Consider the following 21,559-nt stretch of genomic DNA (forward strand, 5'->3'; position numbering starts at 1 on the left):
GCGTGTAGCCCGCCCACCCCCTGCCGGGGGCAACACCAGCGGCCCGGCGAAGCCGGTTCCGCGGTGTTTCACCGACGGGCCTGGCTGCGCCGGCCGGGATCAGGTCAGGCCAGGACGCGGAGGAGGAATCTATTGAGGTCGGCGATTTCCTCCATGCACACCGAGTGCTCCATCGGGTATTCGTGCCATTCGACGTCGTAGCCCAGCGCCTTCAGTGCATCGCGGCCCTGGACGGCGCGGGCGATCTGCACCACGCCGTCGCGCTGGCCGTGGGCCTGGAAGACCGGCGTCTGCTGGTTGGCCGGGCTGCGCTCGGCGGCGGTCGTGTCGGCCAGCGGCAGGTAGCCCGAGAGGCCGACGATGCCGGCCAGCCGCTCCGGATGGCGCAGGCCGGTCAGGAAGGCCATCGCGCAGCCTTGGGAGAAGCCGGCGATCACGATGCGGGAGGCCGGGATGCCCCGGGCCTTCTCGGAGGCGATCAGGGCCTCGATCGCCAGCTGCGAGCGACGCAGGCCGGCCTCGTCCTCGCGCTTGGCCAGGTCGGGACCCAGGATGTCGTACCAGGCCGGCATGCGGTAGCCGCCGTTGATGGTGACCGGCATCACCGGCGCGTTCGGGAACACGAAGCGCACCGGACCGACCGCGGACAGGTCGAGCTCGTTGGCGATGGGCACGAAGTCATTGCCGTCGGCGCCCAGGCCGTGCATGAGAAGGACGGTGGCCGTCGGATTCGGGCCTGTTTCGATTTCGATGGGTGGATTTGACATGGCTGCGAAGTTACCTCAGAAACCGGGCACCGGTCCCGGCAGAATCCATCCATAGCAACGACAGGAGACATCCATGCTGACACTGATCGGCTTCGCGGCCAGCAACTACTACAACAAGGTCAAGCTCGCGCTGCGCGAGAAGAACGTGCCTTTTGCCGAGGATCTGGTCTGGCTTGGCGAAACCGACCTGAGCGCCTCGCCGCTCGGCAAGGTGCCCTACCTGCGCACCGACCAGGGCATGCTGTGCGAATCGGCCGCGATCAACGAGTACATCGAGGCCGCCTACCCGGCAATCCCGCTGCTGCCAGCCGACCCCTACGCCGCCGCCAAGGTGCGCGAGCTGAATCTCTACCTCGAGCTGCACCTCGAGCTGGTGGCGCGCAACCTCTACCCCGAGGCCTTCTTCGGCGGCAAAGTGAGCGAGGGCCTGAAGGAGAAGATCGGCCAGCAGCTCGAGAAGAACATGCCGGCCTTCGGCAAGCTCGCGCGCTTCGACACGCCCTTCATCGCCGGCGAGCAGTTCACGCTGGCCGATTGCGCCGCGATCACCCACTTGCCGCTGGTCGCCGGTGCGACACGCATCATCTATGGCCGCGACCTGCTCGAGGAGCACCTGCCTGCCGCGCGCGACTACCTGAAACGCATGAACCGGCGCCCCCACGTGATGCAGGTCAACGCCGACCGGAAGACCAACACCGAGGCGATGCTGAAGCGCTACGCCTGACGCCGCGTCGCGGCAAGCTGCACCTGAAGGGCATGGTCATGGGCCAAACCCGTGTCGTGCTGCTGCAGACCCTGCAGGGGCTGAAAGCAGCCTGACTCAGGAAAACTTCGGCGCCCGCCGCTCGCGCAGCGAGGCCACGCCCTCGCGCACGTCGGGACCGGCGAAGCCCATGAATTCGAGCGCCAGCGAAGCGTCGAAGGTCGGCCCGGCCTGGCGCAGCCAGTTGTTGAGCGCGTACTTGGTGAAGCGGATCGCGCTCTGGCTGCCGGCCGCCAGCCGGTCGGCCAGTTCGTAGGCCCGCGGCAGCAGGTCGGCCTCGTCGACCGCCAGCGAGACCAGGCCGATGCGCTCGGCCTCCTCGCCGCTCAGCGGCTCGCACAGCAGCAGGTGGTACTTGGCCTTCGCCATGCCGCACAGCAGCGGCCAGACGATCGCCGCGTGGTCGCCGGCGGCAACGCCGAGGCGGGTGTGGCCGTCGACGATCTTCGCCGTCCTGCTGGCGATCGAGATGTCGGCCAGCAGCCCGGCCACCAGTCCGGCACCCACCGCCGGCCCGTGCATCGCGCTGACGATCGGCTTGTCGCAGTTGACGATGTTGTAGACCAGGTCGCGCGCCTCCTTCCAGACCCGGGTGCGAACGGCATCGTCGATGGCCATCTGCTCGACCATCGCCAGGTCGCCGCCGCCCGAGAAGCCCATGCCCTCGCCGCGCAACACCGCGCAGCGCACGCTGTCGTCGGCCGCCAGGTCGCGCCAGATCTCGGCCAGCTCGCGATGGCCGTCGGGGCCGGCCGTCGGCAGCTTGCCGTTCGCGGCCCGCATCTGGATGTCGAGTACGGCGCCGGCTTCGCCGCGGCGGGTGATCGACAAGGTCCGGTAGTGGGCGTAGTCCATGGTGCCTTTCCGCCCTGGATCAGAGCTTGGCCGCGAGATCGCGGCATTGCTGCAGGTTGGTGTTGAACTTCGCCGCCATGCCGGGTTCGCAGGCGGAACTGGTGGTCATGATCCGGCACATGCCGACGACCAGGAAATCCGACACGGCATCGGTGCACATCGGGAAGCGCGCCAGCGAGGGGTTCTCGCGCGTCTTGAAGCCCCAGCTGTCGGAGAAGTCCAGCATGCGGCCCATGGCGTCCTCGAAATAGTCCCGGTCGCGCGCCGCGATCGCGGCTTCCATCGCCGGAAGTTCGCCGCCCAGGAAGCTCATCGCCGCGGCGGGAAAGCGGTTGGCGTCTGCCTGCGCCCCCACGCCGGCGGCGGCGGTGGCAAGCAGCAGCGGCGCAGCGATGCGCCCGAGGATGGCAGGAAGGCGGGTGCGAAGGAGGTCCATGGGGTCCGGTCTGGCAGGTCTGGAAATAGCTTCGAAGGCCGCCCGGCGCGGGCGACCGCAGGAAGCGTATTTGAACCGAAACCCGGACCGCCGGACGACCAGCTCAGGCGCATCCCGATCGAACCCTGCACCGACGACTTCACCCTGGCATCGCCGCCGGCGCTGCAGAGCTGTCCGACTTCGCCGTAGAGCGTGGCGGCGGGCGTCAGCGCCAGCGTCATGCCCCCTGCCAGTCGCCGTGGGCAATCGCAGTGCGATGCACCCGAACGGGGAACGTATCCGGAATGCGCGGGAACATGTCACACGGATGTGACGGTGCGCGAGAGGCCTAAACTCGGGCGATGGCTTCCAGACGACCCACCCGCAGCCCGCGCATGATCGAACGCGGTGTCCTGTGCATCCTCATCGGCGCCGCCGTGCTGGTCGCGCCGAACTTCCTGAGCTCGCCCGGCTGGCGCGAGACGGTCGGCGGGGCCTCCGTCGTGGGATGGTTCGCGCTGGTGCTGGGCGTCGCGCTGGTGGCGGTGGCCCTGGTGCAGCGGGCCCGGGGCAAGGACCGCTGAATTCAGCGGGGCTGGCGCGCCCGCTTGACCCCTTCGACCGCAGCCAGGACCATGCTGCCGGCGATCACGCCGATCGCGGCATTGGCGCCCATCGAGCCCAGCCCGCCCCGCAGGCCGCCAACGCTGTCGGCCCAGGCCTCGACGGCGTGGCCCAGGGCCGGCACACCGTGCACCAGGATGCCGCCGCCGACCAGGAACATCGCCGCGGTGCCGGCGATCGACAGCCCCTTCATGAGCCACGGGGCCGCCGCCAGGATGCCCCGGCCCACCGCGCGCGCGCCGGCGCCTTCGCGCCGGCTCAGGTAGAGGCCGGCGTCGTCGAGCTTGACGATGCCGCCGACCAGCCCGTAGACGCCCACGGTCATGATCAGCGCGATGCCCGCCAGCACCGCGAACTGCGTCAGGAAGGGCTGGCCCTGCACGGTGCCCAGCGTGATCGCGATGATCTCGGCAGACAGGATGAAGTCGGTGCGCACCGCGCCCTTGACCTTCTGCTTCTCGACCGCCACCAGGTCGACAGCCTCGCTGGCCACGGCCTGCGCGTGCCGCGCCGTGTCGGCCGCGTGTTCCTGCTTGTGCAGGAACTTGTGCGCAAGCTTCTCGCAGCCTTCGAAGCACAGGAAGGCGCCGCCGATCATCAGCAGCGGCGTCACCAGCCAGGGCAGCCAGCTACCAATCGCGAGGGCCGCCGGCACCAGGATCGCCTTGTTGACGAAGGAGCCCTTGCAGACCGCCCAGACCACCGGCAGTTCACGGTCGGCCTTGACGCCGGCCACCTGCTGGGCATTCAGCGCCAGGTCGTCGCCGAGCACGCCGGCAGTCTTCTTGGCCGCGACCTGGGTCAGGACCGAGACATCGTCGAGCACCGTCGCGATGTCGTCGAGCAGCAGCAGCAGGCTGGTGGCCATCGACAGCGTGCCGGCTCAGACGTCGCGCTTGAGGCGGATCTCCTCGATCTTCACGTCACCGAGGGCCGTGGTCTTGGCGGTCTTCATCTCGCGCTTGAAGCCGGCCAGCTCGTGGAAGCGCATGGCGCGGTCGTTGCGCAGCGGCACCCAGATCGTGACCTTGGTGCAGCCCTCTTCCTCAAGGCCGTCGCGCGCCGCATCCCACAAGGCGACGCCGACGCCCTTGCCCCAATGTTCGGGCCTGGCGTAGATGGCCCAGATCTCGCCGGTGGTCGACGGCGTCTTGGGGTCGCGCGAGCGGTCGTAGCCGACGAAGCCGACGATCTCGCCGTCCAGCACCGCGACCTGCACCTGCGGCTCGCTGAACTCGATGGCCTCGCGCCACTTGGCCTCGCGGGTGGCCGGCGCCAGGGCACGCAGCTGGTCTTCGGGCAGGATGCCTTCATAGGCGGCACGGGCGGCGGCGGCATGAACCTCGGCGATGGCCTTGGCATCGCGCAGGGTGGCGGGGCGAACTTCGTAGTCGGACATGAATGCGGGAAGCGAATCGGTAAAAGCCATATTGTCGCCGCGCCGAACGCGGGGGCTAAACTTGCCGGCACATTCGCATTCGCACTACCCGGAGAACCCCATGGCCAAGAGTCAGCAGCGCAGCACCAAGGAAGCCAAGAAACCGAAGAAGGACACTTCGCCGCCGAAGCCGCCGGGCGCTGCCGTCGAGCCGGTGCGCACCATCACCACCGCGGTCATCCCGCGCGGCAAGCTCAAGAACAAGTGAGCCAGGCATGAGCGCCGCGCCGCCGCAGAAGCAGGCGCGCAATCCGCTGCACGGTCTCACGCTGGAAGCCATCGTGACCGCGCTGCAGGCGCACTACGGCTGGGCCGGACTGGGCGAGCGCATTCCGCTGCGCTGCTTCACCAGCGACCCGAGCGTGGCCTCGAGCCTGAAGTTCCTGCGCAAGACGCCATGGGCGCGCGAAAAAGTCGAAAGCCTCTATCTCTTCATGCTGCGCGACCAGCGCCGCCAGCAATCTTCCGTGCCGCGCCCCCGATGAAGGTCGACATCGCACCCGGCGGCTTCCACTTCGACTGCGACAGCGGCGTCACGCTGCTGCAAGCCGCCGATGCCGCCGGCATCGAACTGCCGAGTTCGTGCCGCAACGGCACCTGCCGCACCTGCCTCTGCCGGCTGGTCGAGGGCAGCATCCGCTATCGCATCGAGTGGCCCGGCGTCAGCGCCGACGAGAAAACCGAAGGCTGGATCCTGCCCTGCGTGGCCGAGCCGCTCGAGGACGTCACGCTCGACGTGCCATACGCCTTCTCGGTCTTCTAGGCCTGCCGGACGAGGCGGTCCCGCTGTGCCAGCGACGGGAAGAGCCTGAACCAGGCCAGCGCCACCAGCAGGGTGCCGACGCCGCCCGCCACCACCGACCCCACCGGCCCCAGCAAGGCCGCGGTGGCACCCGATTCGAACTCGCCGAGCTGGTTGCTGGCGCCGATGAAGATCGAATTGACCGCGCTCACGCGGCCACGCATGGCATCGGGCGTCTCGAGCTGAACCAGCGTCTGCCGGATCACGACATTGACCATGTCGGCACCCCCCGAGACCGCCAGCGCGATCAGCGAGACGATGAAGCTGCGCGACAGGCCGAACACCACCATGCAGATGCCGAACAGCCCGACCGCCAGCAGCAGCGTGCGGCCCACATGCCGTTCGACCGGCCGCCGCGTCAGCAGGATCGATGTCCCGAGCGCCCCCACCGCCGGCGCACCGCGCAGCAGACCCAGGCCCCACGGTCCGGTGTGCAGGATGTCCTTGGCGTAGATCGGCAGCAGCGCCACGGCGCCGCCGAGCAGCACCGCGAAGAGGTCGAGCGAAACCGCGCCCAGCACCGGCTTGCGCTTCCAGATGAAGTCGACGCCGGCCAGCACGGTACGCAGCGTGACCGGCTCGCGCGCCGGCGGCAGGTGTGAATAGCGCAGCCGCAGCACCAGCGCGGCCGCGACCACGAAGAAGGCCAGCGCTGCGCCATACACCACGCCCATGCCGGCCACGAACAGCATCCCGCCCAGCGCCGGCCCGCCGATGATGGCGCCCTGCATGCCGGCCGAGCTGAAGGCCATCGCGCGCGGCAGCATCAACGCCGGCACCAGCAGGGGCGTCAGCGCCTGCTGCGCCGGCATCTGGAAGGCCCGCACCGCGCCCAGCACCAGCGACAGGCCGAGCAGCAGGCCGCGCGTGTCGTGCCCCACCCACACCGCGAGCAGCAGCACCAGCGCCACCGCGCCCTGCACCGCGAAGCAGGCCGCGACGATGCGGCCGCGATGGTGGCGGTCGACCACGTGGCCCGCGAGCAGCGCCAGCAGCAGGGCCGGCACGAACTGGTAGAGGCCGACCAGTCCCAGGTCCCAGGCGCTGCCGGTCAGCTCGTACATGTGCCAGCCGATCGCGACCAGCAGCATCTGGCTGGCCGCGGTGCCGAACAGCCGAGCCACCCAGAGCCGCATGAAGGGCCGCTCGCGCGTGAGATCGGAAAAACGGGCGGGGCGAGCGGGTGCGGAGGCGACTGACATTGGCTTCGAGGATAGCCGAGGCTTCTAGAGCCTGTTCACCCTATGTCCGGGGATCGGAAATAGGGTGAGCAGGCCCTAGACTCGGGCCTGCGATGACCGAACTGCAGCCGCTCCACGAAGACCCTCACCTGCTGGTGCTCGACAAGCCCGCCGGCCTGCTGTGCGTACCCGGCCGCGGCGAGGACAAGCAGGACTGCCTGAGCGCCCGGGCCCAGCGGCAGTGGCCCGACGCGCTGGTGGTGCACCGGCTCGACATGGCGACCAGCGGCCTGGTGCTGATGGCGCGCAGCCCCGAGATGCAGCGCGCGCTGGGTGACGCGTTCGCCGCCCGGCAGGTGCACAAGCGCTACGAGGCGATCGTCGAAGGCCTGCTGCCGCCCGCCGACGACTGGTCGCTGATCGATGCGCCGCTGGCCGCCGACTGGCCGCGGCGTCCGCTGCAGAAGATCGATCCCTCGGGCAAGCCGAGCCAGACGCGCTGGCGGGTCAAGCGTTCATTTCCCGAGCGCGACGCCAGTCATCTGCTGCTGGAACCCCTGACCGGGCGCAGCCACCAGTTGCGGGTGCACCTGCTGTCGATCAGGCATCCGATCCTCGGTGATGCGCTGTACGGCACGCAGAGCGTGCGGCAACGCGCGCCGCGACTGCTGCTGCACGCCACCATGCTCGCGTTCAGGCACCCCGCCGATGGGCAACTGCGCCGTTTCGAGAGCCCGGCACCCTTCGATCAGGGCCTGTTCGGCCCCAGCGGGATCTAGTTCTCCCCGCGCACCACGAGCACGGGGATCTTGGCATCCTGCAGCACGCGCTGCGTGACGCTGCCGAGCAGCAGCTTCTCGATGCCGGAGCGGCCGTGCGAACCCATGACGATCAGGTCGGCGCCGATCGCGATCGCGGTGTCGACGATGCCCTCGTGCACCACATGGCCGTCGATCACGCGCTGGTCGCTGTGCAGGCCTTCGGCGGCCAGGGCGGCGACACCGCGCGCCAGCGCCGCATTGGCGCTGCTGGTGGCGGCCGCGAGGTATTCGTTCTGGCCGAGCGCGTAGTCCGCGCCGACGCCGATGAAGGGATAGTTGTCCACCACATGGATGAGCGTGATTCGGCTGCCGAACGCCAGCGCCAAGCCGCTGGCCTTGCTGACCGCGAGCATCGAGGCGTCGGACCCGTCGATCGGGACCAGGATGTGATTGAACATGGCAGACCTCTTTGGTTCTCTACGGGGCTCGGTCGCTCGAAGCGAACCCCGAATTTACATCCATGGCGCCGCCATCGGTAGTAGGACGACTGCGGCGCGCTTGTCGGCGATCAATCGCCCTGGAAATTCCCGCAGCGGCAGGTCACGACCAGCGTATCGCGCCAACCCGGCTCGCCATCGATCAGGGGCTGGATCGGCGTCGACTCGTGGATCACGCGCGCATCGTCGAGCAGCATCAGCGTCCAGGGCTCGGTCAGCGTGAAGCGTTCGCCACGCCGGCCGCTGGCCTCGAACACGCGGGTCTCGCCACCCTTGATGTTGTGGCGGCCTACCAGTGCCACCGCGACCAGGTCGACGCCGTCGCGGTGCGCGCCCTCGGGTGTCGGCCGGCCGATGCCGTCGGCGGTGTCGATGCGGAACTGGTGCGCCTCCACGTACCAGCGCTGGGTGCCGCGCAACCCGCTGGCCGCTTCACCCAGCGCGCGCATCAGCTGCTGCCAGGCCGGCTGCGCCACGGTCGCCGCCTCCATCGGCGCGAACCAGCGCTGCATGCCGCCATGCAAGGCGTTGTATTCGACCGGCTGCCAGTGGGCGCGATGCGGCACCTGCTCGAGCGTGGCGCCGTCGACCGTGAAGCACGCGTGGCGCCGCGTCCGATAGCGCCCGCCATCCTTCAGGTAGTCGTCCGGCGGCAATTGGGACCAGTCGGCATGCAGGGCCTCGAGCTGCGCCAGCGGCACGCCCAGCCAGTCGGCCACGCCCTGCGGGCTCAGCACCGCGTAGCCATCCTGGCGCAGCGTGGAAACGAGTCGGTCGGGAGGCGTGAAAGGGGGACTGAACGCGAGGCTCACTCCGTCACCTTCACGCCCTTCCAGAAGGCGACGCGGTTGCGGACCATTTCGGCTTCGGGCTTGGGGTCGGCGTAGTACCAGGCCGCATCGGCATGCAGTTCGCCATCGACCAGCAGCGAGAAGTAGCTGGCGGTGCCCTTCCAGGCGCAGGTGGTCTTGTGGTTGCTGAAAGTCACATGGTCGCGATTGAGCGATTCCATGGGGAAATAGTGGTTGCCTTCGACCAGCACCGTGTCGTCGCTCTCGGCCACGGTGACGCCGTTCCAGACTGCTTTCATTTCAGCGACCGCCCGGCCGCCCGAAGGGCGCTGAGCCCCCCTCGGGGGGCAACGAATACACGAAGTGATGAGTGATGGGGGTCATGCAGTTTTCTCCGGTGCCCACCCAATCGGGGGCAGCACGCTATTGTGCCGCGGGCGCCTGCAGCCAGTGGACGCTGAACAGGCGCTCGGGATCGGTCCACACCGCGGCAGGCCGGAAGCCGGCCCTCAGGGCCAGCGCGCGCAGCCCCTCGACCGTGAACTTGTGCGAGTTCTCGGTATGCAGCGTCTCGCCCTCCTCGAAGCTGAATCGCTGGCCGTCGAGCGTCACCTCCTGCGCCCGGCGGCTGACCAGGTGCATCTCGACGCGGCGCAGCGGCGAGTTGTAGAAGGCCGCATGCGTGAAGCCGTCGAGATCGAAGTCGCAGCCCAGTTCGGCATTGGCGCGCCGCAGCAGGTTGAGGTTGAAGGCCGCCGTCACGCCCTGGGCATCGTTGTAGGCGGCATGCAGCAGCGCCGGGTCCTTGACGAGGTCGACCCCCAGCAGCAGGCCGCCGCCGCGCAGCAGCCGGAAGGCAAGCTGAAGGAAGGCGAGCGCCTCGTCGGGCGAGAAGTTGCCGAGCGTCGACCCGGGGAAGAAGCCCACACGCTGGCCGGCGCCCTTCTTGCGCGCCGGCGGCAGCACCAGCGGCATCGTGTAGTCGGCCACCACGGGCTGCACCGCGAGCCGCGGATAGTCGATGCGCAGCCGCTCGGCGGCAGCCTCGAGGTGGGCCCCCGAGATGTCGATCGGCACGTAGCGCCGGGGCGCCGCGAGCGCATCGAGCAGCAGCCGCACCTTGGTCAGGGAGCCGGCGCCGAATTCGATGATCTCGGCGTCCGGCCCGATCTGGTCCGCGATCTCGGAGGCACATTCGGTGAGGATGCGCAGCTCGGTGCGCGTCGGGTAGTACTCGGGCAGCGCGCAGATGCGGTCGAACAGCGCCGAGCCCTCGACGTCGTAGAAGAACTTCGGCGAGATGCTGCGCGCATCGAGGCTCAGGCCGGCGAACAGTTCGCGCGCGAAGTCGGACAGCGGTGCCGCCCGCTGCGCGGCGCGAAAGGCGTGGAGGTTGAAAGCTGGAGTGCCCATCAGAGGTCTTTCGCGAGCCGCAGCCCCGAGAACTGCCAGCGAGCGGCCGGCGGGAAGAAGTTGCGATAGCTGGCCCGCGTGTGCCCCTGCGGCGTCGCGATGCTGCCGCCGCGAAGCACCAGCTGGCCGACCATGAACTTGCCGTTGTATTCCGCCGCGATGCCGGCGAGCGGCCGGAAGCCCGGATACGGGTCGTAGGAAGAACGGGTCCATTGCCACACATGGCCGCTCATCTGGGTGACGCCGGGCGCGTCGTGCGCCGCCTCCCATTCGAACTCGGTCGGCAGCCGGGCACCGGCCCATTCGGCATAGGCGGCAGCCTCGAAGAAACTCAGCTGCGCCACCGGGGCCTCCGGCTCGAGGGGACGCACGCCGTGCAGGCCGAACACCTGCCAGCCGGCGGGCACGGCTTGCCAGGCCAGGCGCGGATCGTCTGGCGCCAGCCAGTAGGCCGGTGCGCGCCAGCCCTGCGCCTGCACAGCAGCCCAGCCATCGGACAGCCAGAGCTCCGGCCGCTGGTAACCGCCATCGGCGACGAACTGCGCGTAGTCGCCGCAGCTCACGAGCCGGTGCGCGATCGCATGGGGCCGCAGCAGCACCGGGTGCCTCGGCGTCTCGTTGTCGAAGGCGAAGCCCGGCCCGCCGTGGCCAAGCTCGACCACCCCGCCCGGCTGAGGCAGCCAGCGCACCGGCGGCGTCGTCGAAGCCAGCCGCAGGGCCGGCCCGGCCGGCGCGCGATAGGCCGGCAGCAGGGGATTGCACCAGAGCGCATGCAGGATGTCGGTGACGATCAGTTCCTGGTGCTGCTGCTCGTGCTGGAGGCCCAGCGTGAGGATCGGCTCGATGGTCGCCCAGTCGGTTTCCGCGGCGCGGTCCAGCAAGGCCAGCACCGCCTGGTCGACGTGGCGCCTGAAGTCGTGCACCTGTTCCAGCGACGGCCGTGTCAGCAAGCCGCGCTGCGGCCGCGGATGGCGCGGCCCCAGGGCTTCGTAGTAGGAATTGAAGAGATAGTGGAAACGCGGGTCGAACACCTGGTAGCCGCTCGCATGCGGCTGCAACAGCACGGTCTCGAAGAACCAGGTGGTGTGCGCCAGATGCCATTTGGTCGGGCTGGCGTCGGGCATCGACTGGATGCACTGGTCCTCGGCCGACAGGGGCGACGCCAGTTCGAGGCTGTGCGCGCGCACGGCCTCGAAACGCTCGCGCAACGCCTCCGCCGCCGGCAGCTTCGGCCGGATCAGGTTCATGGGGTCTCCAAGTTTGGCTTGAACGCTTTTTAGCCCATGCGGGCGGGCATGTGCCGTAGGACAAGTTCGCGCCGGATCACGGACCGGGGGCGCCGGCGCGGCAGAACGCGCCACTTTGGCACAACTCGCCGGCGTCTGCCAGGGCCTGCGTATCATCCGCCGAATGAGCATCCCCCCGACGACGTCACCGTCCTCCGGCCGCCCCCGGGTCCTGATCCTCGGCTGCGGCTTCGGCGGCCTCGAGGCGGCACGCAAGCTGCAGAAGGCCGATGTCGACATCACCATCGTCGACAAGACCAACCACCACCTGTTCCAGCCGCTGCTCTACCAGGTGGCGACCGCGGGCCTGGCGGCGCCGTCGATCGCGGCGCCGATCCGGTTGCTGTTCCGCCGGCAGCCCAACGTCACGACGCTGCTGGGCGAAGCCACGCAGATCGACCCGGCGGCCCGCACGGTGCAACTGGCGGACGGCAGCCAGCTGGCCTGGGACCACCTGATCGTCGCCGCCGGGTCGACCCACAGCTACTTCGGCAACGACGCCTGGGAGCCGATGGCGCCGGGCCTCAAGACCCTGGCCGACGCCTTCGAGGTCCGCCGCCGCGTGCTGGTGAGCTTCGAGGCGGCCGAGGTCGAGAGCGATCCGGTGCGGCGCCGCGCACTGCTGACCTTCGCGGTGATCGGCGCCGGCCCCACCGGCGTCGAGATGGCCGGCACGCTGGCCGAGATCGCGCGCCACACGCTCGAGGGCGAGTTCCGCCACATCGACCCGAGCAGCGCCGAGGTGCTGCTGATCGAGGGCGGCCCCCGCGTGCTGCAGGCGATGCCCGAATCGCTGAGCCAGCGCGCCCTGGAGCAATTGCAGAAGCTCGGCGTGCAGGTGCGGCTGAATGCCCGCGTCACGTCCATCGACGCCACCGGACTGCAGATCTCCTCGCCGTTCAGCGACGGCGGCGCCGGCCTCGGCAGCCACCGCATCGACTGCGGCTGCGTGATCTGGGCCGCCGGCGTCGCCGCCTCGCCGCTCGGCCGGATGCTGGCCGCGGCCACCGGCGCCGAGACCGACCGCGCCGGCCGAGTCAAGGTCCTGCCCGACCTCAGCCTGCCGGGCCGACCGGACATCAGCGTGGTCGGCGACCTCGCGGCGGCCACGAGCCACCAGCCGGGCAAGGAGCCGACGCCGGTCCCCGGCGTCTCGCCCGGCGCCAAGCAGATGGGGCGGGCCGCGGCCTCGAACATCCTGCGCCGCATCGCGGGCCAGCCGACCGAGCCTTTCCGCTACCGCGACTACGGCAACCTCGCCACCATCGGCCGAAATTCGGCCGTGGTCGACCTCGGCAGCCCCTTCGGACCGCTGCGCTTCTCGGGCAAGCTGGCCTGGCTGTTCTGGCTGTTCGCGCACATCTACTTCCTGATCGGCTTTCGCAACCGCTTCGTGGTGCTGATGGACTGGGCCAGCGCCTACTGGAGCTTCCAGCGCCATGCGCGGGTGGTGGCCGACGTCCGCGCCAAGGAGAAGACCGAATGACACGCATCGAACAGAAACTCCAGGACATGGGCCTGGCGCTGCCGCCGCCCGTGACGCCGCCGCCCGGCGTGCTGCTGCCCTTCCCTCCGGTGCGCCTGCTGGGCCGGCGGGCGCTGATCTCCGGCCACGGACCGCTCGCCGCGAACGGCAACTTCGCCGAGCCGCTGGGCAAGCTCGGGCAGGCGCTGACGGTCGAGCAGGGATTCCAGGCCGCGCAGCTGACCGGCCTGGCCATCCTCGCCAGCCTGCAGCGCGCCCTCGGCGACCTCGACCGCATCACGGCCTGGGTGCGGGTGTTCGGCATGGTCAACGCCGCGCCGGGCTTCATGCGCATGCCGGAGGTGATCAACGGCTTCTCGACGCTGATCCTCGCGCTCTACGGGCCCGAGGCCGGCGCCCACGCCCGCAGCGCGGTCGGCATGGCCGAACTGCCCTTCAACATTCCGGTCGAGATCGAGGCCGAGGTCGAATTCGACTAGCGCCAGAGCCTCTAGAGGCCCTGGGCCTTGCGCTGCCTTCTCGCCTCCAGCGCGAGGAAACGATAGAGCTTCGGGTCGTCCGAATAGCCGACGTTGAAGCGCAGCCACGGCGTGGGCCGCACGTCGGTGCTGAACAGATCGCCCGGCGCGAGCAGGAAGCCCTCCCCGATCGCGCGCTGCGCCAGTGCGCGCATGTCGACGTCGCTGCGCTCGAATCGCGCCCACAGGAACAGCCCGCCCGCCGGCCGCATGAACAACTGCATGCCGGCCGCCTCGAGCCCGTCGCAGACGGCGTTCTGGGCGGCGCGAAGCCGTTGCGCAAGCTGCGCGAGATGGCTGCGGAAGCGCCCCTCGACCAGCACGCCGTACAGCAGCTTCTCGCTGAGCTCGGAGGTCGTGAGGCTGTTGACCATCTTCTGGAAGATCAGCTTCTCGGTGAACTCCTCGTTGGACGCCACGAAGCCCACGCGCAGGCTCGGCGACACCGTCTTCGAGAAGCTGCCGACGTGGATCACGCGCTTGAGCCGGTCGAGGCTGGCGAGGCTGATCGCACCGGGCGGCTCCAGGCCCGACATCACGTCGTTGTCGACGATGCGGAAGTCCAGCTGCTCGGCCAGCCGCAGCATCTGGTAGGCCACGGCGGGCGTGCACTGGCTGCCGGTCGGGTTGTGCAGGTTGGTGGTGGTGAAGAAGGCCTTGGCGCCGTGGCGCTGGGCCAGCGACTGCAGCGCGGCGACATCCGGGCCGTTCACGGTGCGCTGCACGCCGACCAGCTTCAGGTCGAGCGAGCGCAGCATTGCAAACAGGTTGGTCGAACTCGGCTCGTCGACCAGCACCACATCGCGCGGCTGCAGCAGGCAGCGCGCCACCAGACCCAAGGCCTGCGAGGCGCCGTGCGTCAGCACGATCTGGTGCGGCGCGGTCTCGATGCCCTTGTGCGCCAGCAGCGTCTGGATCTGCTGGCGCAGCGGCAGGTAGCCGTAGGGGGTGCCGTAGTTGGCGAGCCCGGCCGACGACTTGCGCGCCAGCGCGGCCAGCGAGCGCTTCACGCTGTCTATATGCAGCATCTCGGGCGGAATCCAGCCGCAGCCGGCATTGAGGAGCGTGCGATCGTCCTCGTAGACATGCTTCAGGAGCCACAGCGAGTCGACCGAGGTGCGGCCCAGGAAGGGCTTGCGCCGCGTCGCGGCCCGCTCCGCTTCGGCCACGTAGTAGCCGCTGGCGCGGCGCGCCTCGACGTGGCCCTCGGCCACCAGGCGCTGGTAGGCGTTGGTCACGGTCATGGTGCTGACGGCGCAATCCCTCGCGAGGGCACGCACCGAAGGCAGCTTCTCGCCGGGCTTCATGGCATTCGACGCGATGCGCGCCAGCAGGGCGTCGTAGACCTGCCGGACCAGGGGGGTGGGGAGCGAGGGGTCGATGGTGCTCACGGCGACGGATGCACGTTCAGGGTGCATGAAAGGCCCCAACTGAGGGGATGGGCGGGCACTGTTCTACTACAGAACACCTCAACTGTATATATTCATTTTTGATCTCTCCTGTCTCAATGGAGCCCTCGCCGACAGACGCCATCCGGATGCCGGCACAGCGAGGAACCCAGGGCCGATGCGCCTGGGCGAGACGCGATCCATCCACTCAGGAATCCACATGCAACTGCAGCCCTTCTCGAATCCGCAGGCCCGCCCGGCCGCAAACTTGACACGCCGCTTTGCCAGGTGGGGCGCCGCGGCGCTGCTGGCCGGCGTGGCCATCGCGCCGGCACTGGCCCAGACCCGCACGCTGAAGATCATCCCGAGCAGCAACATCACGGTGCTCGACCCGATCTGGACCACGGCCTACGTGACGCGCAACTTCGGCTACATGGTCTACGACACGCTGTTCGCCACCGACCTCGAAGGCCACATCAAGCCGCAGATGGTCGACAAGTGGAAGGTCTCGGCCGACAACAGGACCTGGACCTTCACGCTGCGCGACGGCCTCGAGTTCCACGACGGCAAGCCGGTGACCGGCGAGGACGTGGTGGCCTCCATCAAGCGCTGGGCGAGCCGCGACACCTTCGGCGCACAGCTGGCCAAGAACACCGAACGCTACGAGACGCCGGATGCGAAGACCTTCTCGATCGTGCTGAAGGAGCCCTTCGGCCTGGTGCTCGAAGCCCTGGGCAAGCCGTCTTCCAACGTGCCGTTCATCATGCCCAAGCGCGTCGCCGATACCCCGGGCGATACGCAGATCAAGGAATCGGTCGGCTCCGGCCCCTATGTCTTCAAGGCCGACGAGTTCCGTCCGGGCGAACGCGTGGTGTTCACCAGGAACGCGCGCTACAAGCCGCGCGCCGAGACCCCGTCGGGGACCGCCGGCGGCAAGAACGTGTACGTGGACCGCGTCGAGTGGCTCATCATCCGCGACGCGCAGACCCAGATGAATGCGCTGCTGAACGGCGAGGCCGACATCCTCGAGCAGCCGGCCTTCGAGCAGTACGCGACGCTGCGCACCCATCCCGACATCAAGCTGGTCGACGCCCAGCCGGCCGGCAACCAGTTCATCCTGCGCTTCAACTTCCTGCAGCCGCCGTTCGACAACGACAAGGTGCGGCACGCCGCGATGCTCGCGCTGGGCCAGGAGGCCTTCCTGCGCACGCAGGTCGGCACGCCCGGCCTCACCCGCTACTGCAAGAGCATGTTCCCCTGCGGCACGCCCTTCGAGTCGGAACAGACCGGCGACTACACGGGCATCGCCGATCCGCAGAAGGCCAAGGCGCTGCTGCAGGAGGCCGGCTACAAGGGCGAACCCGTGGTCCTGATGCGCCCGACCGACAACCCGACCATCGGCAAGCTGCCGCTGGTGGCCAAGCAGCAGCTCGAGCAGGCCGGCTTCAAGGTCGACATGCAGTCGATGGACTGGTCGACGCTGGTGGCGCGCCGCGCCAAGAAGGACGCACCCGCAGCCGGCGGCTGGAGCGCGTTCATGACCTCCTGGACCGCCTCGGACATCCTGAACCCGATCACGATGGCGATGATGAATGCCACCGGCGACAAGGGCTGGTTCGGCTGGCAGAACGACCCGAAGCTCGAGGAGATCAAGGTCCAGTTCACGCAGGCCAAGACCGATGCCGAGAAGAAGAAGCTGGCACAGGCGGCCCAGCTGCGTGCCTTCGAGACCGGAACCCATGTGCCGGTCGGCCAGTACAACCAGCCCGCCGCGGTGCGCAAGAACGTCGACGGCCTGATCCCGGCAGGCGCGCAGGTGTACTGGAACATCAAGAAGCAATAGGCCGCGGGCGGCGGCGACCGCGTCGCCGCCCCCTCGCGCATTCTCCCGGAGTCCTCCCATGCTGACCTTTCTCGGCAAGCGCCTGCTCGCCACCCTTCCCGTGCTGCTGGTCGTGGCCATCGCGATCTTCATGATCGTGCGCCTCACGCCCGGCGACCCGGCGGCCGTCATCGGCGGCAACAGCGCCACCAACGAAGACCTGGACCGCATCCGCGCGCAGCTCGGGCTGACCCAGCCGCTGTGGGCCCAGTTCGCGATCTGGGCCGGCGGCGTGCTGCACGGCGACCTGGGCTTCTCCTTCTTCCTGAACAAGCCGGTGCTCGAACTGATCGGCCAGCGGATGGAGCCGACGCTGTCGCTGGCCGGCGGCACCCTGCTGCTGGCCGTGGCGATCGCGCTTCCGCTCGGCACGCTGGCCGCATGGCGCATGGGCGGCTGGCTCGACAAGGCCGTGATGGCCTTCTCGGTGGCCGGCTTCTCGGTGCCGGTGTTCGTGGTCGGCTACGTCCTGATCTACCTGCTGGCGATGAAGCTGCAGTGGTTTCCGGTGCAGGGCTACCGGCGCATCGCCGACGGCGTGGGCCCCTGGTTCCACCAGCTCGTGCTGCCCTGCCTCACGCTGGCGATCACCTACGTGGCGCTGCTGTCGCGCGTGACGCGTGCGGCGGTGAGCGAAGCGCTGACCGAGGACTTCATCCGCACCGCCCGCGCCAAGGGCATCACCGAGCTCGAGGTGCTCAAGCACCACGCGCTGCGCAACGCCGCCGTGCCGGTGGTCACGGTGATCGGCGTCAGCGCGGCCTTGCTGCTCGGCGGCGTGGTGGTCACCGAGACCGTGTTCGCGATTCCCGGCCTCGGCCAGCTGACGGTCGACGCGGTGCTGAACCGCGACTTTCCGGTGCTGCAAGGCGTGGTGCTGTTCTTCGCGGTGGTCTACGTCACGGTCAACCTGCTGGTCGACCTGAGCTACCTCTTTCTCGATCCGCGGATCCGCTACTGATCATGAGCACCCTGAAAAAACTCTGGCGCAACAGCGCCGTGCGCGGTGGCATCGTGGTGCTGGTGGTGCTGGCGCTGCTGGGCATCCTGGCGCCCTGGCTCGGCACCTTCGATCCGTCGGCGATGGACCCGGCCTTCATCTCGGTCGACGCCGGCACCGCCGGGCAGGTGACGATGCCCGACGGCGCGCAATTCGCCCACACCTTCTGGATGGGCAGCGACAGCGTCGGCCGCGACATCTGGAGCCGCGTGCTGTACGGCACCCGCATCTCGCTGACGGTGGGCCTCTTCACGGCCTTCGTCGCGATCGCCTTCGGCTGCCTGCTGGGCATGCTGGCGGGCTACTTCCGCGCGGTCGACGCGGTGCTGATGCGCGTGATGGACGGCGTCATGGCGATCCCCGCCGTGTTGCTCGCGATCACGCTGGTGGCGGTGCTGGGCGCCAGCCTGCCGACCGTGATCCTGGCCATCGCCGTGCCCGAGGTGCCGCGCGTCACGCGGCTGGTCCGGGCGCTGGTCATGAGCCTGCGCGACGAACCCTTCGTGGAAGCCGCGCGGGCCCTGGCCACGGCAAACGCCATGATCCTGTGGCGCGACATCCTGCCGAACGCGCTGGCGCCGCTGATCGTGCAGGGGACATTCATCGCGGCCTCGGCCGTGCTCACCGAAGCCATCCTGAGCTTCCTCGGCCTCGGCCTGCCCTCGGACGTGCCGACCTGGGGAAACATCATGGCCGAAGGCCGCGTGCAGTTCTCGCAGAGCCCGGGCAACGTGCTGTTCCCGGCGCTGTTCCTGGTGCCCACGGTGCTGGCGATCAACATGCTCGGCGACGGCCTGCGCGACGTGCTCGACCCCAAGTTCTCCAAACGCGTCTGAGGCTTCGATCCATGACTGATTCCAACCGTTCCGCCGCCGTCCTCGAAGTGCGCGGCCTGCAGGTCGCACTGCCCTCGGACGCCGACCGCCCGAACGCCATCGAAGGCCTGGACCTGCGCATCGAGGCCGGCCGGACCCTCTGCGTCGTGGGCGAGTCCGGCTCCGGCAAGTCGGTGCTTGCCACCACCGTGATGGGCCAGCTCGCCAAGGGACTGAGCGTCGCGGCCGGGCAGGTGATCCTGGCCGGCGAGACCTTGCTCGACCAGGGCCGCTTCGTCTCCGAGAAGCGGCTGCGCCAGTTGCGCGGCACCGGCATGGGCATGGTGTTCCAGGAGCCCATGACCGCGCTCAATCCGGTGCTGAGCTGCGGCGAGCAGGTCGACGAGCTGCTGCGCACCCACACGCCGTGGAGTGCGGCCGAACGCAAGGCGAAGATCCTCGCGACCTTCGAACGCGTGCGGCTGCCCGACCCGGCGCGCATCCATGCCAGCTACCCGCACCAGCTGTCGGGCGGCCAGCGGCAGCGGATCGTGATCGCGATGGCCATCATCCTCAAGCCGCGGCTGCTGATCTGCGACGAGCCGACCACCGCGCTCGACGTCACCACGCAGGCCGAGATCCTCAGGCTCATCGCCGAACTGCAGGCCGAGCAAGGCAGCGCGGTGCTCTTCATCACGCACGACATGGGCGTGGTGGCCGAGATCGCCGACGAGGTGCTGGTGATGCACCGCGGCGCGCTGGTCGAGCAGGGCCCGCGCGAGCAGGTGCTGCGCTGCCCGCGCGCGGCCTACACGCGCGCGCTGCTGGACGCCGTGCCGGGCATGACGCCGCCGCCCGCGCGTGCGCTGCCCGGCGGCAAGGCGCTGCTCGCCGGAAGCGGCGTCGGCAAGACCTACACCCGGCGCGACTGGATGGGCCGCGCGAAGCACAACACCGCGCTGCAGGACGCCAGCGTGGCGGTGCACCGCGGCGAGACCGTCGGCGTGGTGGGCGAATCCGGCTCCGGCAAGTCCACCTTCGCGCGCTGCATGATCCGGCTCATCGCGCCCAGCGAAGGCAGCATCCGCTGGGGCGACGCCGAGGTGAACACGCTGCCCGAAGGCCGGCTGCGCCCCCTGCGCTCGCGGGTGCAGGTCGTGTTCCAGGACCCCAACCGCTCGCTCAATCCGCGCCGCACCGTGGGCTCCTCGATGATCGAGGGGGCGATGAACTTCGGCATGGGCAAGCGCCACGCGCGCCGCAGCGCGGAAGAGCTGATGGACCGCATCCAGCTGCCGCGCACCGCGCTCGACCGCTACCCGCACCAGTTCTCGGGCGGCCAGCGCCAGCGCCTGGCAATCGCGCGCGCCATCGCCTGCCAGCCGCAGGTGCTGGTGGCCGACGAGGCCGTGTCGGCGCTCGACGTCTCGGTCCAGGCGCAGATCCTCGACCTGCTGCGCGAGATCCAGCGCGACCTCGGGCTGGGCATCCTCTTCATCACGCACGACCTGCGCGTGGCCGCCCAACTGTGCGATCGGGTGATCGTGATGAGCCGGGGCCGCATCGTCGAGCAGGGGCCGACCGGCCAGGTCTTCGGCGCCCCGGCCCACGACTACACGCGCCAGCTGCTGGCCGCCGCGCCGCGAGCCGAACTCGCGAACCGGCCCCTGCTCGCGGCGGCCTGATGCCGAAGCCGGACCCGGACACGAGGGACCGACGGCGCGCCTGGCGCGCGTCGCTCGAGGATCCAGGGTGGCGCGCCGCCTTTGGGCAAGGCCGTCGCGACATCGCCGGCGCCGCGCTCGGCACCGTGGCCATGGGCCTGGTCGCGGGCGTGGCGATGGCCAAGAGCGGCGTTGGCCTGGGCCTGGTCCTCGCGATGTCGCTGCTGGTGTTCGCCAGTGCATCGCAACTGGCCTGCCTGCCGCTGATCGCAGCCGGCGCGCCCTTGTGGATCATCGTCGCCACTGCCTGCGTGCTCAACCTGCGCTTCGTCGTCTTCAGCGTGAACTGGCGCCGCTACTTCGGCCGCCACCGGCGATCGCTGCGCCTGCTGCTGTCCTACCTGGCGGGCGACCCGGTCTATGCGCAGTTCGTGCAGCGCCACCCGGAGCCGTCGCCGGCGGGCCGCGCGACGCCGGTGCAGCAGGGCTACTTCCTCGGTCTGGCGCTGACCAACTGGGCGGCCTGGCACGTCGCGTCGCTCGCCGGCATCTTCCTGGCCGATGCCATCCCGGCCGCCTGGGGACTTCGCTTCATCGGCGTGCTGGCCCTGCTCGCGCTGGCGCTGCCGATGCTCAGCGACCGGGCGGTGCGATGCTCGGCGCTGGCCGCGGGCGCCGTCGCGCTGGCCACCGCCTCGTGGCCGATGGGACTCAACGTGGTCGCGGCCATTGCCACGGCCTTCGTGGCCGGCCTCTGGGCCGACCGCCGATGGAGCGCAGCAGCGTGATGCACGCAGGCCGCGAGATGCACGCCTGGCTGGCCGTGCTGGCCCTGGTGGGGGTGACCGTGCTCACACGCAGCTTCTTCCTGCTTCCGGACAGCGAGCCGAAGCTGCCCGGCTGGTTGTGGCGCGGACTCCGGCATGCGCCGGTCGCGGCCTTGCTGGCGATGGTGGTGCCGGATGTGTTCCTGAGCCACGGCCACCTGCTGGCCGACTGGCGCGACGCACGGCTGTTCGCGGTCGCCGCGGCCTTGGTCTGCTCCCTGCTGCGCCGCAACGATGTGACCGGGACGATCCTGGTCGGCACGGGTACGCTGATGCTGCTGAGAGTTGGCTTCGGCTGGCCGTAGATGAGATCTCCCCCAGGTTGGCTCACTTCGTGTAGCCGCCCACCCCCTCGCCGGGGGCAACACCGGCGGCCCGGCGAAGCC

At 69.6% G+C, this 21,559-nt stretch carries 26 protein-coding genes; 14 read left to right on the top strand and 12 right to left on the bottom strand.

Annotation, left to right across the window (positions count from 1 at the left end; translation table 11 throughout):
- Positions 1-104: 104 nt before the first annotated feature.
- Positions 105-767 (bottom strand): alpha/beta hydrolase, encoded by a 663-nt coding sequence (locus AC1DYD_RS28635; protein ID WP_478176141.1) that lies wholly within the window; start codon positions 765-767, stop codon positions 105-107.
- A 73-nt stretch (positions 768-840) separates the two neighbouring features.
- Between AC1DYD_RS28635 and AC1DYD_RS28640 the strand changes: the two genes are divergently transcribed.
- On the top strand, positions 841-1,491 hold the full coding sequence (locus AC1DYD_RS28640; RefSeq protein ID WP_478176142.1) for a glutathione S-transferase: 651 nt from the start codon (positions 841-843) through the stop codon (positions 1,489-1,491).
- A gap of 96 nt (positions 1,492-1,587) precedes the next feature.
- Here AC1DYD_RS28640 and AC1DYD_RS28645 read toward each other — a convergent pair whose 3' ends face one another.
- The gene (locus AC1DYD_RS28645; protein ID WP_478176143.1) at positions 1,588-2,385 is read right to left on the bottom strand and encodes an enoyl-CoA hydratase/isomerase family protein; all 798 of its coding nucleotides are present in this window, start codon (positions 2,383-2,385) and stop codon (positions 1,588-1,590) included.
- A 19-nt stretch (positions 2,386-2,404) separates the two neighbouring features.
- Positions 2,405-2,821 carry a hypothetical protein gene (locus tag AC1DYD_RS28650; protein ID WP_478176144.1) on the bottom strand — a complete coding sequence of 139 codons (417 nt, stop codon included), beginning with the start codon at positions 2,819-2,821 and terminating at the stop codon, positions 2,405-2,407.
- 374 nt (positions 2,822-3,195) lie between these two features.
- Here AC1DYD_RS28650 and AC1DYD_RS28655 point away from each other — a divergent pair, with 374 nt between their 5' ends.
- The gene (locus AC1DYD_RS28655; RefSeq protein ID WP_478176145.1) at positions 3,196-3,384 is read left to right on the top strand and encodes a hypothetical protein; all 189 of its coding nucleotides are present in this window, start codon (positions 3,196-3,198) and stop codon (positions 3,382-3,384) included.
- A gap of 2 nt (positions 3,385-3,386) precedes the next feature.
- Here AC1DYD_RS28655 and AC1DYD_RS28660 read toward each other — a convergent pair whose 3' ends face one another.
- A complete protein-coding gene (locus tag AC1DYD_RS28660; protein ID WP_478176146.1) occupies positions 3,387-4,292 on the bottom strand; it encodes a DUF808 domain-containing protein in 906 nt (301 codons plus the stop codon).
- 15 nt (positions 4,293-4,307) lie between these two features.
- Positions 4,308-4,823, bottom strand: coding sequence for an N-acetyltransferase family protein (locus tag AC1DYD_RS28665; protein ID WP_478176147.1), 516 nt, complete (start codon positions 4,821-4,823; stop codon positions 4,308-4,310).
- A 100-nt stretch (positions 4,824-4,923) separates the two neighbouring features.
- On the opposite strand from AC1DYD_RS28665, the gene AC1DYD_RS28670 reads away from it, so the two are divergent.
- The 3 genes from AC1DYD_RS28670 to AC1DYD_RS28680 are packed head-to-tail and all read left to right on the top strand — an operon-like array spanning position 4,924 to position 5,625.
- Positions 4,924-5,070, top strand: a complete 147-nt coding sequence (locus AC1DYD_RS28670; RefSeq protein ID WP_478176148.1) for a hypothetical protein — start codon at positions 4,924-4,926, stop codon at positions 5,068-5,070.
- Between the two features lie 7 nt (positions 5,071-5,077).
- Positions 5,078-5,347 (top strand): VF530 family protein, encoded by a 270-nt coding sequence (locus tag AC1DYD_RS28675; protein WP_478176149.1) that lies wholly within the window; start codon positions 5,078-5,080, stop codon positions 5,345-5,347.
- Positions 5,344-5,625: a 2Fe-2S iron-sulfur cluster-binding protein gene (locus AC1DYD_RS28680; RefSeq protein WP_478176150.1), complete on the top strand. Its 282-nt coding sequence runs from the start codon at positions 5,344-5,346 to the stop codon at positions 5,623-5,625. The genes AC1DYD_RS28675 and AC1DYD_RS28680 overlap by 4 nt, the downstream gene beginning before the upstream one ends.
- Here AC1DYD_RS28680 and AC1DYD_RS28685 read toward each other — a convergent pair.
- Positions 5,622-6,866 carry an MFS transporter gene (locus AC1DYD_RS28685; RefSeq protein WP_478176151.1) on the bottom strand — a complete coding sequence of 415 codons (1,245 nt, stop codon included), beginning with the start codon at positions 6,864-6,866 and terminating at the stop codon, positions 5,622-5,624. The two genes, AC1DYD_RS28680 and AC1DYD_RS28685, sit on opposite strands and share 4 nt — an antisense overlap.
- A gap of 92 nt (positions 6,867-6,958) precedes the next feature.
- On the opposite strand from AC1DYD_RS28685, the gene AC1DYD_RS28690 reads away from it, so the two are divergent.
- Entirely contained in the window at positions 6,959-7,624 is a 666-nt protein-coding gene (locus AC1DYD_RS28690; protein ID WP_478176152.1) for an RluA family pseudouridine synthase, read from the top strand.
- Here AC1DYD_RS28690 and AC1DYD_RS28695 read toward each other — a convergent pair.
- The 5 genes from AC1DYD_RS28695 to egtB all read right to left on the bottom strand — a co-directional run bounded on the left by AC1DYD_RS28695 (position 7,621) and on the right by egtB (position 11,554).
- Complete coding sequence (locus tag AC1DYD_RS28695; RefSeq protein WP_478115463.1) at positions 7,621-8,064, bottom strand: universal stress protein; 444 nt, start codon at positions 8,062-8,064, stop codon at positions 7,621-7,623. The two genes, AC1DYD_RS28690 and AC1DYD_RS28695, sit on opposite strands and share 4 nt — an antisense overlap.
- 110 nt (positions 8,065-8,174) lie before the next feature.
- Complete coding sequence (locus AC1DYD_RS28700; protein ID WP_478176153.1) at positions 8,175-8,915, bottom strand: 2OG-Fe dioxygenase family protein; 741 nt, start codon at positions 8,913-8,915, stop codon at positions 8,175-8,177.
- Positions 8,912-9,193 (bottom strand): DUF427 domain-containing protein, encoded by a 282-nt coding sequence (locus AC1DYD_RS28705; RefSeq protein ID WP_478115466.1) that lies wholly within the window; start codon positions 9,191-9,193, stop codon positions 8,912-8,914. Before AC1DYD_RS28705 ends, AC1DYD_RS28700 begins: the two co-directional genes overlap by 4 nt.
- Before the next feature lie 124 nt (positions 9,194-9,317).
- Complete coding sequence (gene egtD / locus AC1DYD_RS28710) at positions 9,318-10,307, bottom strand: L-histidine N(alpha)-methyltransferase (protein WP_478176154.1); 990 nt, start codon at positions 10,305-10,307, stop codon at positions 9,318-9,320.
- Entirely contained in the window at positions 10,307-11,554 is a 1,248-nt protein-coding gene (gene egtB, locus AC1DYD_RS28715) for an ergothioneine biosynthesis protein EgtB (RefSeq protein WP_478176155.1), read from the bottom strand. Before egtB ends, egtD begins: the two co-directional genes overlap by 1 nt.
- 163 nt (positions 11,555-11,717) lie before the next feature.
- Here egtB and AC1DYD_RS28720 point away from each other — a divergent pair, with 163 nt between their 5' ends.
- Both AC1DYD_RS28720 and AC1DYD_RS28725 read left to right on the top strand, forming a co-directional pair.
- A complete protein-coding gene (locus AC1DYD_RS28720) occupies positions 11,718-13,079 on the top strand; it encodes an NAD(P)/FAD-dependent oxidoreductase (protein WP_478176156.1) in 1,362 nt (453 codons plus the stop codon).
- Positions 13,076-13,558 (top strand): RidA family protein, encoded by a 483-nt coding sequence (locus AC1DYD_RS28725; RefSeq protein ID WP_478176157.1) that lies wholly within the window; start codon positions 13,076-13,078, stop codon positions 13,556-13,558. Before AC1DYD_RS28720 ends, AC1DYD_RS28725 begins: the two co-directional genes overlap by 4 nt.
- Positions 13,559-13,569: 11 nt before the next feature.
- On the opposite strand, the gene AC1DYD_RS28730 is transcribed toward AC1DYD_RS28725, so the two are convergent.
- Positions 13,570-14,988 (bottom strand): aminotransferase-like domain-containing protein, encoded by a 1,419-nt coding sequence (locus AC1DYD_RS28730; RefSeq protein ID WP_478176158.1) that lies wholly within the window; start codon positions 14,986-14,988, stop codon positions 13,570-13,572.
- A gap of 217 nt (positions 14,989-15,205) precedes the next feature.
- On the opposite strand from AC1DYD_RS28730, the gene AC1DYD_RS28735 reads away from it, so the two are divergent.
- The 6 genes from AC1DYD_RS28735 to AC1DYD_RS28760 are packed head-to-tail and all read left to right on the top strand — an operon-like array spanning position 15,206 to position 21,478.
- Entirely contained in the window at positions 15,206-16,828 is a 1,623-nt protein-coding gene (locus tag AC1DYD_RS28735; RefSeq protein ID WP_478176159.1) for an ABC transporter substrate-binding protein, read from the top strand.
- Between the two features lie 58 nt (positions 16,829-16,886).
- Complete coding sequence (locus tag AC1DYD_RS28740; RefSeq protein WP_478176160.1) at positions 16,887-17,828, top strand: ABC transporter permease; 942 nt, start codon at positions 16,887-16,889, stop codon at positions 17,826-17,828.
- A 2-nt stretch (positions 17,829-17,830) separates the two neighbouring features.
- The gene (locus AC1DYD_RS28745; protein ID WP_478176161.1) at positions 17,831-18,703 is read left to right on the top strand and encodes an ABC transporter permease; all 873 of its coding nucleotides are present in this window, start codon (positions 17,831-17,833) and stop codon (positions 18,701-18,703) included.
- A gap of 11 nt (positions 18,704-18,714) precedes the next feature.
- Entirely contained in the window at positions 18,715-20,367 is a 1,653-nt protein-coding gene (locus AC1DYD_RS28750; protein WP_478176162.1) for a dipeptide ABC transporter ATP-binding protein, read from the top strand.
- Positions 20,367-21,134 (top strand): AzlC family ABC transporter permease, encoded by a 768-nt coding sequence (locus tag AC1DYD_RS28755; RefSeq protein WP_478176163.1) that lies wholly within the window; start codon positions 20,367-20,369, stop codon positions 21,132-21,134. The genes AC1DYD_RS28750 and AC1DYD_RS28755 overlap by 1 nt, the downstream gene beginning before the upstream one ends.
- Positions 21,134-21,478, top strand: a complete 345-nt coding sequence (locus AC1DYD_RS28760; RefSeq protein ID WP_478176189.1) for an AzlD domain-containing protein — start codon at positions 21,134-21,136, stop codon at positions 21,476-21,478. Before AC1DYD_RS28755 ends, AC1DYD_RS28760 begins: the two co-directional genes overlap by 1 nt.
- The last annotated feature ends 81 nt before the right edge of the window (positions 21,479-21,559 follow it).

The organism is Variovorax sp. P4_B11 (genome assembly GCF_056402355.1).